Below are 14,063 nucleotides of genomic sequence, written 5' to 3'. Positions count from 1 at the left end.
CGTTGTTCTCAGGTTGAATGCTGATGACGTCTCGCGCCAGCAGCCGTTACGGTTGCAACCATGATCCTGAGGTCTCTCAGCACCCGTCTCAGCCTCTACGGACTGGTCGGAGTCGGAGCTGCGGCCGTGCATGCCATGGCACTCCTGGTTCTGGGAGGCCTGATGCCGTTATGGATCGCCAACCCTCTGGCCTTTCTTGCCGCATCCCTGGCGAGCTATCTCGGCCACTCCCGCTTCACGTTCCGACCTGAAACCGGCGGCCAACGTTTCGCCCGCCGTTGGTTGATCCTTCAGTACGTCGTCAACCTCACTGTCAGCAGTGTGCTCCCGCTGGCTCTGTCTGGATGGCTCCCCAAAGCCGCCGAAGTGGCTGTGCTGGTGTTCACGCCAACAGTGCTGAATGCATTGATCTGGTCGAGAGCAGCTCGCTTCAGCCTGCAGCGCCGCCAGGGCGGAAACTTAATGCCACTCCGCCATGCTGATGATCTTGGCCTCAGCCACGCTGCGAACACTGCAATTGTGGCTCTGGCGCAGGCCGGAAAGCTGGAAGGAACCAGTCTTCTGGTGAACGGTCCAGCCGCAGCTGAAGGTGCCAAAGCCTGGCAAGCACTGGCGATGAACAAGCCAGACCTGCAGCTCTGTCTTCATCTCTGCCTCACCGAGGGGCCATCGAGTGCTGCCCCCGGATTGATTCCCGATCTCTTAGATCGCCAAGGACATCTCCACTGTTCCTTCGGACAATGGCTGTTGCTGTCACTGCTGCCGCGCCGACATCCCAGGCGGGCGAAGGTAGTCGCCCAGCTGGGACTCGAGATCGATGCTCAGATCAAACAGTTTCGGGCCTTGCGCGGGAACGGTTCCATCGCCCTCGATGGCCATCAACACATCCACCTTGTGCCGGTGGTGCTCGACGCCGTTTTGGACCGCGCAGGCGCATCAGGCATTACCTGGCTGCGCAGCACTAATGAACCGTTACCCACAGGGCTGCCCCTGGGCTGCTGGTGGCAGGCCTGCCGTGACGCAGGATTGCTCAAGTGGCTGATTTTGCAGCTGTTGAGTTGGCGTGCTCGAGCAAAAATTCAGGGGTGCGGACTGAGCACCAATGGGGGGTTTGCTGGCGTGCTGTTCACCGGGCACATGGCAGGTGCAGCGCTTCAGGCAGCCTGGAGAGAACTCAGCAGCCTGGAGGCCAACGCTCAAAACACAGCTCCGCTACTGCTGGCCCATCCCAGCGCACCCTTGAATCAGGATCTCGCCGAAGCCGGCTTCGCAATCTCCCAATCGTTTGCGCGATCAAACTGGAGACAGAGAGAGTGGCGAGCACTTGAAGCACTCACGATCACCCCTGATCAATCGAGCGGATGAAGTAGTGGGGCCGGGCCTTCGACTCCACATAAATCCGGCCGATGTAGTCACCGAGCACCCCAATACCAATCAACTGAATGCCGCCCAGAAACAACACGGCAACCATCAAAGAGGCGTAACCGGGTACATCGCGGCCCACAAGAGCCGTACGCAAAGCAATCACTAATGCATACAAAAGACTGAGACCGGAGACCAGGACTCCCAGTCCTGTCCACACCTTCAGAGGCAGCACGGAGAAGGAAAAAATCCCATCGAAGGCATAGCCAATTAGCTTGAGAGGGCTCCAGGAAGTCGTGCCTCCAACCCGGCTGACCCGCTGATAAGGCAACTCCACACTGCGATAGCCCGTCCAGGGCAGCAGGCCTTTGGAAAAGCGGCTCGACTCGCGCAATCGGGTGAACGCCTCCACAACCGCAACATCCAGCAAGCGGTAATCACCAGCCCCTTCCTGCAGCTGGATGGAATCCACCACCTTGTTGAACACCCGGTAGAACCACGAGGCACTCAACACCTTCAAACGCGACTCCTGATCGCGGTCATCGCGCACCGCTGTCACCACCTCGGCTCCGGCGCGCCATTCCGCCACCATCGCCTCGATCAACTCGGGCGGGTGCTGGAGATCGGAGTCAATCAACACCGCGGCGGCACAGCGCTCACGCACGTGATCTAATCCCGCGAGCATGGCAGCTTCCTTACCGAAATTACGGGTGAGTTCCAGCAAAGTGACCGGAACCGGAACGTCCAGGCTGCGGCGCTGCGTTAAGAAACCACGAATCTGATTCACGGTGGCATCCCTCGAGCCATCGTCGATCAACACCAGCTGGTCTACCCCAGGCACAGCCAGCACCCGCTCGATGAAGCGGATGATCACGGCCTCTTCGTTGAAACAGGCCGCCACCACCCACACACCATCTCGGGTCGTCATCGGACGGACGGCAGAATCTGTTGAACTGTAGAGATTGCTCCTCGAGTCATAGGCTCGCCGCAACGTGATGCCGCGAGGCGGCGAATCAGCCATGGCCCAGTTCGAGAAGCTCACCGCCCCAGCCCAGGGCACACCGATTCGCTTCGAGAACGGTCAGCCTGTGGTGGCCAACGACCCGATCATTCCCTTCATCCGCGGTGATGGCACCGGCGTGGACATCTGGCCTGCCACCCAAAAGGTGCTGGATGCAGCGGTGGCCAAGGCCTACGGCGGCGCCAAAACCATTGAGTGGTTCAAGGTGTACGCGGGCGATGAAGCCTGTGACCTTTATGGCACCTATCAATACCTGCCCGAAGACACCCTCGAAGCGATTCGCACCTATGGCGTGGCGATCAAGGGCCCTCTCACCACACCCGTGGGTGGCGGCATCCGCTCGTTGAACGTGGCCCTGCGCCAGATCTTTGATCTGTACTCCTGCGTGCGTCCTTGCCGGTACTACGAAGGAACTCCCAGCCCCCACAAGCGTCCCCAGGATCTGGACGTGATCGTCTACCGGGAGAACACGGAAGACATCTACATGGGCGTGGAATGGGAAGCTGATGACGCGGTCGGCCAGGAATTGCGGAGGCACCTCAACGAAGTGGTGATCCCCGCCAACGGCAAGCTGGGTAAGCGCCAGATCCCCGAAGGCTCCGGCATCGGCATCAAGCCGGTGAGCAAGCACGGCAGCCAGCGCCACATCCGCAAAGCGATTCAGCACGCCCTGCGCCTGGAGGGCGACAAGCGCCACGTGACCCTGGTGCACAAGGGCAACATCATGAAATTCACCGAGGGCGCCTTCCGCGATTGGGGCTACGAACTGGCCACCACCGAGTTCCGCGATGTGTGCATCACCGAGCGGGAGAGCTGGATTCTCGGCAACCTCGAGAAGGACCCAGGCCTGAGTGTGCAGGCCAACGCCCGCATGATCGAGCCGGGCTACGACAGCCTCACCCCCGAGAAGAAGGCGGACATCGACGCCGAAGTGCAGGCCGTGATCGACGCCATCGGCAGCAGCCACGGTGGCGGCAAGTGGAAAGCCATGGTGCTGGTTGATGACCGCATCGCCGACAGCATCTTCCAGCAGATCCAGACCCGACCTCAGGAGTATTCGATCCTGGCCACGCTCAACCTCAACGGCGACTACATCTCCGATGCCGCCGCGGCCATGGTGGGCGGCCTGGGCATGGCCCCCGGGGCCAACATCGGTGAAACCGCCGCCATCTTTGAAGCCACCCACGGCACCGCCCCAAAGCATGCCGGCCTCGATCGGATCAACCCGGGCTCGGTGATCCTCAGCGGCGTGATGATGCTGGAGTTCCTGGGCTGGCAGGAGGCCGCTGATCTCGTAACCAAGGGCCTGAGTGCGGCCATTGCCGACAAGCAAGTCACCTATGACCTGGCCCGACTGATGGAGCCCCAGGTGGATCCGGTGAGCTGCAGCGGCTTTGCTGAAGCGATCATCGAGAGGTTTTAAACCCCACGGCATTCAAGCCGCCAGACTGCCTGCATGAGCGCCCGTTCCAGCTCCGAGACCTCCCCGCCCTCACGGCTACCCGGGCTCCCCTCCGGTGTGACCGACCCCTGCGTGCACTGCGGCTTCTGCCTGCCCACCTGCGCGAGCTACCGGGTACTGGGCACGGAGATGGATTCCCCCCGCGGCCGCATCCACACCCTCAAGGCGATTGAAGCGGGTGAGCTCACGCTCGATGCCACCGTGGCCTCTCACTTCGACAGTTGCCTGGGGTGCTACGCCTGTGTGAGCGCCTGCCCCTCCGGCGTGCGCTACGACCAGCTGATCGAAGCCACCCGGCCGAAACTGAACACCGCGGAGCTGCGCAGCCCCTGGCAACAAACCTTCCGGCAGCTGCTGCTAGCGGTGCTGCCCTATCCCAGCCGCCTGCGCGCTTTGCTCACCCCCTTACGGGCCTATGCGGGAGGTCCGCTCCAGACCCTGGTCCGGCGCAGCGGCCTCACCCGCCTGCTCGGGCCTCAACTCGCAGCCATGGAAGCGCTGCTGCCGCCGCTGGCAGCGGAAGGCTTCGCCGATCGCTTCCCCCTGGTGACACCCGCCACAGGCGAGCGCCGCGGCCGCGTGGGCCTGGTGTTGGGCTGCGTGCAGCGCTGCTTTGACCCCCAGGTGAATGCAGCCACCGTGGCTGTTTTGCAAGCCAATGGCTTCGAGGTAGTGATCCCTGCCGACCAGGGCTGCTGCGGTGCAGTAAGCCATCACCAGGGACAGATGGAGCAGACCCGCTCCCTGGCCAGTGATCTGGTGCGCAGCTTCGAGGCGGTCGCAGGACCCGAGGGGCTCGACGCCGTGCTGGTGGCCGCATCCGGCTGCGGCCACACGATGAAGTCCTACGGCGAACTCCTCAGTGACGAGCAAAGCGGCTTGTCCTGCCCCGTGCTCGACGTGCATGAATTTCTGGCGGCACGAGGCCTCTCAGAGACTTTCCGCACCGCCCTGCAGCCCCTGCCGATCACCGTGGCGTATCACGATGCTTGCCACATGATTCACGGGCAGGGCATCAGCCGCGAGCCGCGGTCGTTGCTGCGCATGATCCCCGAATTGCAGCTGCGTGAAGCCACAGAAGCCGGGGTGTGTTGCGGCAGTGCCGGGATTTACAACCTGGTGCAACCCCAGGAAGCGGCCGAACTTGGACAGCTCAAAGTGGAAGATCTGAGCCGCACCGGCGCCAGTGTGATTGCCAGCGCCAACATTGGCTGCAGCCTGCAATTGCGCCGCCATTTGCCAGAGGACGGACCGAAGGTGCGGCATCCGATGGAGCTGCTGGCCCGCGCCGCCGGTTTAACCATCGATTCAACGATCTGAGCCGACACAGACTCAGCCCGCCTCCATCAGCCGCCAAGCCTCCGCCAGGGTGCTTCGATCTCCCAGGTTCCCAGGGAAGGTCACGATTGGCAGCCCATCCCAAGGCAGCCCTCCAGGCACCCAAGGCCGCACCAATGACAGGCCAGCCAGCAGCTGCCCCTCAAGCTGCACGGCCTCCAGCTGCAGACCCTCCGCCAGCAGGGTGCCGGTGGTGATGCCGCCCTTGCTAATCAAGTAACCCAGCTGCGGTGCGAGTGCCGCCGCCAGCCTGGCCGTGAGCTGGGCCAAGGCCAGGCCGAACTGCAGGCGCCGACGCTGGGCCGAAGCGCCCTCGCCGAAGGTGAGTTCTCCGCGACTGGTGAACAGCACCGGTGTGCGTCCCTGGGCCAGGCATGTCTGCAGATGCGCGCCCCACTCCTGCTCGAGATCAGCCAGTAGCAGATCCGGGGTGCCCCCCTCCAGCACCCGCGCGATCCGGGGCACCGGCAGCTCGAGTGCCGCGCAACGGCCATCCGCCAGCAGCTCTGCTAATTGCGCATCGGCCAGGGGCACATGGGACCCCACCAGCACCAATCCGGGCAAGGCCTCGCCGGTGGAATCCCGGCGACGCAGCTTGGCTAGAGCAGGCGCAGACAGGGGTTGGGGGCCCAGGGGCGCCTCGCCAGCATTCACCAGCCCATTGATCAGGCTCGCAGCGGCGCGGAACAGCAAACGCTTGCGCCCCTGCAACCGGCGCACGGCCGCCCCGAGGGCATCCAGCTGCTCCTGTCGCTCGGCGTCCACCACCACCGGAACATTGCCCTGCAAGGCCAGCAACCAGGCCTCCAGTGCTTCAACTCCTTCAGGGGCCGCATCAGCCGCCCGATCGAGCAGGTCTCTCCCCAGCCGCAGCACCGCATGCGCCGGAATCGTTCCCCCACTCTTTTCTTCCAGCCAGGCATCGAGAGCACTGGTGCTGAAGCCGAAGCTGCGATCGTTGGCGAAGGCCGTGGTGTGCACCGGTTCGCCATGCAGCAGGTGCACCCCATCCACAGTGGTGCGCCCCCCGGGCAGGAAGGCCGGCACATGCAAGGTGGCATCCACGGGCCCAAAACGTGCCTCCAACTCTGCGGCGAGCACGGCCGGTTCAAGCACGCCATGCCCGCGCAGGGTGGAATCGCCACGACTCACCAGCAGCAGCTGGGACTCGGGGATGCCCTCGGCCTCCAGAGCCTGGTGAAGGGCGCTCAAGATCTCCCGGTTGCGCTTAGCCGCCGCATCAGCCGAGAGCGCACGGGTATTGGCGAGAACAAACAGCAGCGGCGAGCGATGGCGCAGGCCCCGGCGCAGGCTGTCCACATCCCAGAGCAACAACAGCGGGCAGCTGTGCACCGTCTGCGACCCAGTGGGATCGTCGTCGATCACAACAATGGTCATGGCACGATCATGGCGCGCAACGCATCCGACCATCACCGATTCAGCACCAGTGGTCCACTCCGAAACGCTGCTGCAGCCGCAGAGCGAAGCCGAGCTGAGCGCGCTGGTGCGCGACCTGCATGCCAGTGGCCGTCCCTGGACGCCGGCGGGCCTAGCAACCCGCCTGCACTGGGGAGCGCCACTGCAGCAGGCCGGAGCGGCCGTGAGCAGCCGCCGGTTGAACGGGGTCGTCGACCACGCCGTTGATGACCTCACGATCACCGTGGAGGCCGGGCTGCCCCTGGCCGATCTGCAGCACGCCCTGGCCGAGCGCGGGCAGTGGCTGCCAGTGGACTGGCCCTGGGGCACGGCAGCGGAACTGGGGAGCAGCGCCGGAACGGTGGGCGGGTTGGTGGCCCGAGGACTCTCCGGCAGCTTGCACCAGCGCCATCTGGGGGTGCGCGATCAACTGATCGGCATCCGCCTGATGCGCAGTGATGGCGTTGCCGCCAAGGCCGGCGGGCGGGTCGTGAAAAACGTGGCCGGCTACGACCTGATGCGGCTGCTTTGCGGCAGCTGGGGCAGCCTGGCCCTGATCACGGGGGTGACGCTGCGGGTACAGCCCATCCGCAGGGCGCGAGGCCTGTTGGTGCTCCGCGGTCTCCCCACGGCCCTCGAGCCGCTGCGACAGGCGGTGGTGGGGGGGGGCTTCACACCCGACTGGATCGACTGGGAGCACAGCGAAGATCAGGGCTGCTGCCTCAGGCTGGGAGTGGCCAGCATCAGTGATGCCGCCGTGGACGACCAGCTCAATCAAATAAAGGCCTTGGCTGATGAGCAGCACCTCGCCAGCGAGCGCCAGAGCTGGAGCGACCCGCTGCCCGATCCGATCGCTCCCGGAGCTGATCCGGCCTGGTTACTGCGCCTCAACCTGCCGCCAGCCCGCTGCGCCGAACTGCTAGCCAGTGACACGTGTCAACAATTCAAGGGCTGGTGCTGGCGAGTCAGTGCCGGACGGGGGAGCGGCGATGCCTGGCAGGCGCAAGGTCCAGCCACTCCCGCCTACGCGATCGCAGACTTGCGCCGGCAGGTGGCGGATCTGGGAGGTGAGCTCACAGTGCTGATTCAACCGTCAGTGCCGGAGAGCCAGGAGGCGCTGGACGCCTGGTTGGATGCTCCCTCCAGACCCCTGATCGAAGCGGTGAAAAGGCAGTTTGACCCCAGGCTGCAACTGGCCCGGGGACGACTGCCAGGGGTGGCTACACCCTTCAGCTGAGACGTGCTCAGCTCACCACGTAGCGGCAGGTGAGGGTGGTGCTCTGACCGGCACTCAGTTCCAATTTGCGATCGCCACTGATCAGCGATTGCCGTGGTCCCGTCCAGGGTTCGAGGCACACCATCGGGCGGGGGGGTTCGGTCCAGACCACCGTGAGGTCCATCGGTTCGTGGTGCTGAAGCTGCAAACGAGTGCCAGCCGCCGTATCCACCAGGGTCACCGGTCCGGCGGGACGGGTGAGGAAGTCCACGCCGTCCGGCAGACGGCTGAGCTGGGAGGCCGTGTCGGCATCAGCCATCTCCAGGTGATTAAGGCAGCGGGGAGCGAGTCCTTCGAGCTCGGTGCGAGCCAGATCGGTCACATTGAAATACGGGTGCAGACCGAAGCTGAAGGGCATGGCCTCTCCGCCTTCCGCCGACGTATTGGTGACCGTGGTCACGATCTCCAGCGCTGAGGCCACAGGGCGCACGTCGATCTGCACCCGGAAGGCGAAGGGATAGGCCGCACGGGTGTCAGCCGTATCGACCAGACAGAGCCGCACACCGCCCTGATCCTCGAGCAGCTCGATCGTCCAGGGAAGATTGCGGGCAAAGCCGTGCTGCTTGAGGGTGTAGGTGCCGCTGGCCAGGGGCAAGTTGTCGCCGGGCAGATTGCCGCAGATCGGAAACAACACGGGAATGCCGCCGCGGATGCTCTTGGCAGGGTCGGCGTAGCGCTCCTGGTCGAAGTAGAGCACTTCACGGCCGTTGCAGAGCCATTCGCTCACCAAACCACCGCGCTCCGGCACGATGCGCAGACGATCACCACTGCTGGGATGCACGTATTCCCAGTGGGCGTAGGGAGCGGACTGCTGGCGGAAGGTCATGGCCACAGGACTTGGACACCCAAGACTGGCCGGAAATTAACGGGCTGGCTGCGGATCCAAGGTGTTCTCGCCAACACGCTCTGCCAGCCAGTCCTGCAAGGCCCGGTTCACCTGATCGGGAACCTCATCGTGGGGGCAGTGGCCGGCATCAAGCACCACTTCGGTGGTGTTCTCCGGAGCGTGGCGCTGGAAGCTGGATCGCCGTCCGGCGGCATTGATCCAGGGATCGCGAATCCCCCAAAGCAGCAGCAACGGCGCCTGCAGATGAGCAAACAATTCGTCGAGGGGCTGGCCGCGGGGGATGTCGAACACGGTGCGGAACACCCCGAAGGCTCCCGGGTCCAGCGACGGGCGTCGAATCGACTCCACCAGCCAGTCATCGACGTTCGTTTTGTCGATGTACACCTGCCGCAACGTGCGGCGGATGGTGGCGGGCCGACGCAGATTTTCAAACAGCAACCGCTGCAGCACTGGGCTCTTCAGCAAAGCGGAGCCGATGGTGCGCCGGGCGATCGCCCCCCACCCCCCCGGGCTGGCGGTCTGTTCATCGCTGAAGGGACCCGCAGCATTGATCAGCACCACCCCAGCCGCCTGGTCTGCAAGCGCGGCACCCGCTGCCAAGGCAGCGAATCCCCCCAGGGAGTTGCCGGCGATCACCGTGGGGCGGCCAATGCGCTCCTGCACGTAGGCCACCAGCTGATCGCGCCAGAGCGCACCGCCGTAGTTGAGTCCTGCGGGTTTGGCGCTGCGTCCGAAACCGAGAAGATCCACAGCGTGCACCTCGTGGGTTTGGGCCAGCACAGGAATGTTGTGCCGCCAGTGATCTGTGGAGGCACCAAAGCCATGCACCAGCAGAAGGGCAGGGCGCTCCAGCGACTGGGGGTTCTGGGCCGGTTCTGGCGCTGCGCACAGACCGTGCACGGCATGGCCACGGAACTGCCACCACGCTGCCTGGTCGTTGCTCACCGCACCTCCCGCTTCGGCTCGCGATGCTAGGCATCCCGTTCCTCCGGTGGTCCACCGGGCCGCCAGCACCGCGATGTTCGACGACAGCGTCAGCCCATTGCTTCAGGGAGCCACCCTCAGCGGAGGATTGTTCTGGGCGTTGGCCCTCTACATACCGCTCAGCGGACCCTTGAGCCGATTTGAAGCGAGCCTGGAAAGCGGCCCGCTGAATGAATCGTGGCGTCAGGCCGCCCTGGTCATCAGCAGCCTGCTGCTGGCCTTGGCCGTGGGTGTGGTGGTGCAGCTGATCCTGGGGTGGGCCCTCGGACCAGGCTGGGCCTCCAGCCTGGCTCTGATCAGCATCGGTTGGGGTTTGTTTATCAGCCTGGCCCGGCGTTAGAGCAGGCCCACGGGTTCAGCTGCCACGTCGTCGCTGACGCTGTCGCCGTCGTCCGGCTTGTTGCCCCCGAGCACGAGGCGCAGCAGCACCGGCGCCAGGAAGGTGGTGCCGATCACCATTAAGAGGATCGCGGCTTCAAGCGAGGGGGACAGCAGCTTGGCGCTGGTACCGAGGCCCAGGAAGATCAGTCCCACTTCGCCGCGGGGCATCATTCCCAGACCCACCACCAACCGGCGGGTGGGCTGCTTGCTGATGAAGGCCCAGCCGGCGGCAATTTTGCCGATCACGGCAACCACGAACAGGAAGCCAGCGACCACCAGCGCCGTGCGGCTGGAGGGGTCAGATGGATTGATCACTGAGAGATCCATACCGGCGCCCACCAGCACGAAGAAGATGGTGGCGAACAGGGTCACGATCGGCAGCACCGCCTGCTGAATGGCGTGGTTGTGCTTAGAACTGCTGAGAATCAGACCAGCCGCGAACGCTCCAAGAGCAGCTTCAAGACCGATGGCCGTGGCGGTGAAGCAGCTCAGGGCCAGGATCACAAAAGACGCCACCAACACTTCACCGGGTGCCTTGAGCTTGTCGATCATCCAGTCGAAGGCGGGAGCAGCGGTGCGGCTGAGGCCAATGGCAGCCACCACGAACACTGCAGCAGCAGCCACCAGCTTCACGATCGGGCCGATTTCCAGGTTGCCGCCTGAGGCCAGAGCCACCACCACCGCCAGGATCACGATGCCGAGGATGTCGTCGAGTACGGCGGCGCCGATCACGATCTGCCCCTCACGGGTCTTGAGAAAGCCCAATTCACTGAACACGCTGGCGGTGATGCCGATGCTCGTGGCTGTCATTGAGGCACCGGCAAAGATCGCCGGGATGGCATCCACATGGAAGATGGCCATGAGTCCCCAGGTGCCAAGAGCAAAGGGGAGCACCACACCGGCCACAGCCACGGTGAACGCCTGGGCGCCGACGGCGATCAGTTCTTCCAGTTCACTCTCCAGGCCGGTGAGAAACAGCAGGGCGTAGAGCCCGAGCTCCGCCACCGCTTCCAGCGAGGGGAAGCTCTCGTTGTAAATCTCCGGCACGGCATCCGGGGGGACATTCACCAGGCCGCTCACCAGGCTGATCACCCCATTGCTGAGCTCCACTTGCGTTTCCGGCGGCACCAACAGGTGCAAGCCGGAGGCACCGATCAGCACCCCAGCGAGCAGTTCCCCAAGGATCGTGGGCAGCTGAAGGCGCACCAGCACCTCCGCCAGCAGGCGCGCAGCCACGAAGATCAGGGCGAAACGGGCCACCCCAATCAGGGTTTCGGCCATTTCAAGGTCGTGGGAGGAGATCTCGGCCAGCAGGGGCACGAGCAGGGGCGGCATCGCAGCAGCGAGCATCGGAATCGTTTGGGCCTCTCCCGCGGACCTTATCTGTAAATGGGTTTTTGCACCGCATGCATCCATCCCGAACCGACGTGGGCCAGGCCACGATCCGCATGTGCGGTTCTTAACGAACGCACCCGTTTGAGCTGGCTACCTTCCGCGTACCCAGTTTTGCTTCGGGCATCGCATGACGGTCACTCCCTTCCTGCATCTCTCAGGCTCTGAACACCTTCAGGCGCCAGCGGATGACGAACTGCGGCGCCTCGATGCCTACTGGCGGGCCGCCAACTATCTGGCGGTGGGAATGATCTATCTGCAGGACAATCCGCTGCTGCGGGAGCCTCTGCAGCCCGAGCACATCAAGAATCGTCTTCTGGGCCACTGGGGCTCCAGCCCAGGCCAGGCCTTCATCTGGACCCACGCCAACCGGCTGATCAACGCCTACGACCTGGACATGATTTACATGTCTGGTCCTGGCCATGGGGCCCCCGGCGCCCGCGGTCCGGTGTACATCGACGGCAGCTACACCGAGCGCTATCCCGACAAGTCCCTGGATGAAGCCGGCCTGAAGAAGTTCTTCAAGATGTTCTCCTTCCCGGGACACATCGGCAGCCACTGCACCGCGGAGATGCCCGGCTCGATTCACGAGGGCGGTGAACTCGGCTACGTGCTCTCCCATGCCGCGGGATCGGTGTTCGATAACCCCGAACTGATCACGGTCGCCTGCGTGGGTGATGGCGAGGCGGAGACCGGCCCACTGGCCACCAGCTGGCACATCAACAAATTCATCAACCCGATCAAAGACGGTGCCGTGCTGCCGGTGCTGCACCTCAACGGCTACAAGATCGCGAACCCCACGATCCTCAGCCGCATCGATCACGAGGAGCTGGAAAGCCTGTTCCGCGGACTGGGCTGGACGCCGATCTTCGTGGAAGGCTCCGATCCCATGGAGATGCACCGCAAGATGGCCGTGGCCATGGAGCAGGCCGTGCTCGAAATCCGGGCCATTCAGAAGCAGGCCCGCGGCAGTGGTGAAGCCTTCCGCCCCCGCTGGCCGATGGTCGTGCTGCGTTCCCCCAAGGGCTGGACCGGTCCGCAGGAACTTGATGGCAAGAAGATCGAAAACTTCTGGCGCGCTCACCAGGTGCCGATCGGTGATGTGAAAACCAATCCCGATCACCTGCAGCTGCTGGAGGAGTGGATGAAGAGCTATCGCCCCTGGGAGCTCTTTGATGACAACGGCGCCGTGCGCGAAGAAATCCGGGCGTTATCCCCCAAAGGTGACCGGCGCATGGGCTCCAACCCCCACACCAACGGTGGGGTGCTGCGCAAAGATCTGCGCTTCCCGGAGCTGCGCAACTACGAAGTGCCCGTGGAGAACCCCGGGACGACGGAAAAAGAGAACACCTACCCCCTGGGTGAACTGATCCGGGATCTGATCAGCAACAACCCCGGCGGCTATCGCCTCTTCGGCCCAGACGAAACGGCCTCCAACCGTCTTCAGGCCGTGTACGAAACCACCAAGAAAGCGTGGATGGCGAATTTCCTGCCTGAAGACCTGAACGGCAGCGAACTATCCCGCGACGGCGCCGTGGTGGAGATGCTCTCCGAGCACACCCTGGTGGGAATGATGGATGGCTACCTGCTCACAGGCCGGTATGGCTTCTTCCACACCTATGAGGCCTTCGCCCACGTGGTGGCCTCGATGTACAACCAGCACTGCAAGTGGCTGGAGCACTGCGAGGAGATTCCCTGGAGAGCGCCGATCGCCCCCTGGAATTGCCTGATCTCCTCCACCGTGTGGCGTCAAGACCACAACGGCTTCACCCACCAGGATCCTGGCTTCATGGATCTGGCGGGCAACAAGAAGGGCAGCATCACCCGCGTGTATCTGCCGGCTGATGCCAACAGCCTGCTGGCAGTGGCCGAAAAGGCCCTCACCGAAACCGATGTGGCCAACATCATCGTGTCAGACAAGCAGAAGCATCTGCAGTACCTCACGCTCGACGAAGCCCGCCGCCATGTCGCCAAAGGTGCCGGCATCTGGCATTGGGCTTGCAACGACAACTGCGGCATCGATCCGGATGAGCCCGATGTGGTGATGGCCTCCGCCGGCGACATTCCCACCAAGGAATGCCTGGCGGCGATCGAGATTCTGCGTTCAGAAATCCCCCATCTCAAGGTTCGCTACGTGAACGTGGTGAAGCTGTTTGCGATGGCTAACCCCAAAGACCATCCCCATGGCCTCAGCGACCGGGACTTCGAGAGCCTGTTCACACCCGACAAGCCGGTGATCTTCAACTTCCATGGCTATCCCTGGCTGATCCACCGCCTCACCTACAACCGCCCGAACCACAGCAACTTCCACGTGCGTGGTTACAAGGAGCAGGGCAACATCAACACCCCGCTCGAGCTAGCCATCTGCAACCAGATCGACCGCTTCAACCTGGTGATCGATGTGATCGACAGGGTGGAGTCCCTCGGATCCCGGGCCGCCCACGTGAAGGAGCAGATGAAGGACGAGATCCACAAGCACCGCGCCTATGCCCATGAGCACGGCACCGATGCACCCGAGATCAACAACTGGCGCTGGAGCCTCGGCCGCAGCTCCTGCAACGTCTGAACCGCAGCGCTGATCCAG

The 14,063-nt window shown here is 63.8% G+C and carries 11 protein-coding genes; 6 read left to right on the top strand and 5 right to left on the bottom strand.

Going from position 1 to position 14,063, the window contains the following annotated elements; translation table 11 throughout:
* The first annotated feature begins 60 nt into the window (after window positions 1-60).
* Window positions 61-1,365: a ChbG/HpnK family deacetylase gene (locus SynPROS71_RS01195; RefSeq protein WP_186596117.1), complete on the top strand. Its 1,305-nt coding sequence runs from the start codon at window positions 61-63 to the stop codon at window positions 1,363-1,365.
* On the opposite strand, the gene SynPROS71_RS01190 is transcribed toward SynPROS71_RS01195, so the two are convergent.
* Window positions 1,340-2,290: a glycosyltransferase family 2 protein gene (locus SynPROS71_RS01190; protein WP_186596115.1), complete on the bottom strand. Its 951-nt coding sequence runs from the start codon at window positions 2,288-2,290 to the stop codon at window positions 1,340-1,342. The genes SynPROS71_RS01195 and SynPROS71_RS01190 overlap by 26 nt on opposite strands.
* Window positions 2,291-2,381: 91 nt before the next feature.
* Between SynPROS71_RS01190 and SynPROS71_RS01185 the strand changes: the two genes are divergently transcribed.
* Window positions 2,382-3,806 carry an NADP-dependent isocitrate dehydrogenase gene (locus SynPROS71_RS01185; protein WP_186596113.1) on the top strand — a complete coding sequence of 475 codons (1,425 nt, stop codon included), beginning with the start codon at window positions 2,382-2,384 and terminating at the stop codon, window positions 3,804-3,806.
* 33 nt (window positions 3,807-3,839) lie between these two features.
* Entirely contained in the window at window positions 3,840-5,165 is a 1,326-nt protein-coding gene (locus SynPROS71_RS01180) for a (Fe-S)-binding protein (protein WP_186596111.1), read from the top strand.
* Between the two features lie 12 nt (window positions 5,166-5,177).
* Here SynPROS71_RS01180 and SynPROS71_RS01175 read toward each other — a convergent pair whose 3' ends face one another.
* Window positions 5,178-6,581: a four-carbon acid sugar kinase family protein gene (locus SynPROS71_RS01175; protein WP_186596110.1), complete on the bottom strand. Its 1,404-nt coding sequence runs from the start codon at window positions 6,579-6,581 to the stop codon at window positions 5,178-5,180.
* Here SynPROS71_RS01175 and SynPROS71_RS01170 point away from each other — a divergent pair.
* A complete protein-coding gene (locus SynPROS71_RS01170) occupies window positions 6,580-7,836 on the top strand; it encodes an FAD-binding oxidoreductase (protein ID WP_186596109.1) in 1,257 nt (418 codons plus the stop codon). The two genes, SynPROS71_RS01175 and SynPROS71_RS01170, sit on opposite strands and share 2 nt — an antisense overlap.
* 7 nt (window positions 7,837-7,843) lie before the next feature.
* Here the strand turns inward: SynPROS71_RS01170 and SynPROS71_RS01165 are convergent, their stop codons facing one another.
* Window positions 7,844-8,701 carry a galactose mutarotase gene (locus tag SynPROS71_RS01165; RefSeq protein WP_186596108.1) on the bottom strand — a complete coding sequence of 286 codons (858 nt, stop codon included), beginning with the start codon at window positions 8,699-8,701 and terminating at the stop codon, window positions 7,844-7,846.
* A 36-nt stretch (window positions 8,702-8,737) separates the two neighbouring features.
* Window positions 8,738-9,667, bottom strand: coding sequence for an alpha/beta fold hydrolase (locus tag SynPROS71_RS01160; RefSeq protein ID WP_186597798.1), 930 nt, complete (start codon window positions 9,665-9,667; stop codon window positions 8,738-8,740).
* 73 nt (window positions 9,668-9,740) lie between these two features.
* Between SynPROS71_RS01160 and SynPROS71_RS01155 the strand changes: the two genes are divergently transcribed.
* Window positions 9,741-10,046, top strand: a complete 306-nt coding sequence (locus tag SynPROS71_RS01155) for a hypothetical protein (RefSeq protein WP_186596107.1) — start codon at window positions 9,741-9,743, stop codon at window positions 10,044-10,046.
* On the opposite strand, the gene SynPROS71_RS01150 is transcribed toward SynPROS71_RS01155, so the two are convergent.
* Entirely contained in the window at window positions 10,043-11,437 is a 1,395-nt protein-coding gene (locus SynPROS71_RS01150; protein ID WP_186596106.1) for a cation:proton antiporter, read from the bottom strand. The two genes, SynPROS71_RS01155 and SynPROS71_RS01150, sit on opposite strands and share 4 nt — an antisense overlap.
* 172 nt (window positions 11,438-11,609) lie before the next feature.
* On the opposite strand from SynPROS71_RS01150, the gene SynPROS71_RS01145 reads away from it, so the two are divergent.
* The gene (locus SynPROS71_RS01145) at window positions 11,610-14,045 is read left to right on the top strand and encodes a phosphoketolase (RefSeq protein WP_186596105.1); all 2,436 of its coding nucleotides are present in this window, start codon (window positions 11,610-11,612) and stop codon (window positions 14,043-14,045) included.
* Window positions 14,046-14,063 lie beyond the last annotated feature (18 nt).

The organism is Synechococcus sp. PROS-7-1 (genome assembly GCF_014279795.1).
GTDB lineage: Bacteria > Cyanobacteriota > Cyanobacteriia > PCC-6307 > Cyanobiaceae > Synechococcus_C.
This window is presented reverse-complemented; position numbering and strand designations above follow the sequence as displayed.

What these genes read in the sequence shown, in the direction of transcription:
- SynPROS71_RS01195 (WP_186596117.1), top strand. Translation starts at nt 61, where the DNA reads ATGATCCTGAGGTCTCTCAGCACCCGTCTCAGCCTCTACGGACTGGTC.
- SynPROS71_RS01190 (WP_186596115.1), bottom strand. Translation starts at nt 2,290, where the DNA reads ATGACGACCCGAGATGGTGTGTGGGTGGTGGCGGCCTGTTTCAACGAA.
- SynPROS71_RS01185 (WP_186596113.1), top strand. Translation starts at nt 2,382, where the DNA reads ATGGCCCAGTTCGAGAAGCTCACCGCCCCAGCCCAGGGCACACCGATT.
- SynPROS71_RS01180 (WP_186596111.1), top strand. Translation starts at nt 3,840, where the DNA reads ATGAGCGCCCGTTCCAGCTCCGAGACCTCCCCGCCCTCACGGCTACCC.
- SynPROS71_RS01170 (WP_186596109.1), top strand. Translation starts at nt 6,580, where the DNA reads ATGGCACGATCATGGCGCGCAACGCATCCGACCATCACCGATTCAGCA.
- SynPROS71_RS01175 (WP_186596110.1), bottom strand. Translation starts at nt 6,581, where the DNA reads ATGACCATTGTTGTGATCGACGACGATCCCACTGGGTCGCAGACGGTG.
- SynPROS71_RS01165 (WP_186596108.1), bottom strand. Translation starts at nt 8,701, where the DNA reads ATGACCTTCCGCCAGCAGTCCGCTCCCTACGCCCACTGGGAATACGTG.
- SynPROS71_RS01155 (WP_186596107.1), top strand. Translation starts at nt 9,741, where the DNA reads ATGTTCGACGACAGCGTCAGCCCATTGCTTCAGGGAGCCACCCTCAGC.
- SynPROS71_RS01150 (WP_186596106.1), bottom strand. Translation starts at nt 11,437, where the DNA reads ATGCTCGCTGCTGCGATGCCGCCCCTGCTCGTGCCCCTGCTGGCCGAG.
- SynPROS71_RS01145 (WP_186596105.1), top strand. Translation starts at nt 11,610, where the DNA reads ATGACGGTCACTCCCTTCCTGCATCTCTCAGGCTCTGAACACCTTCAG.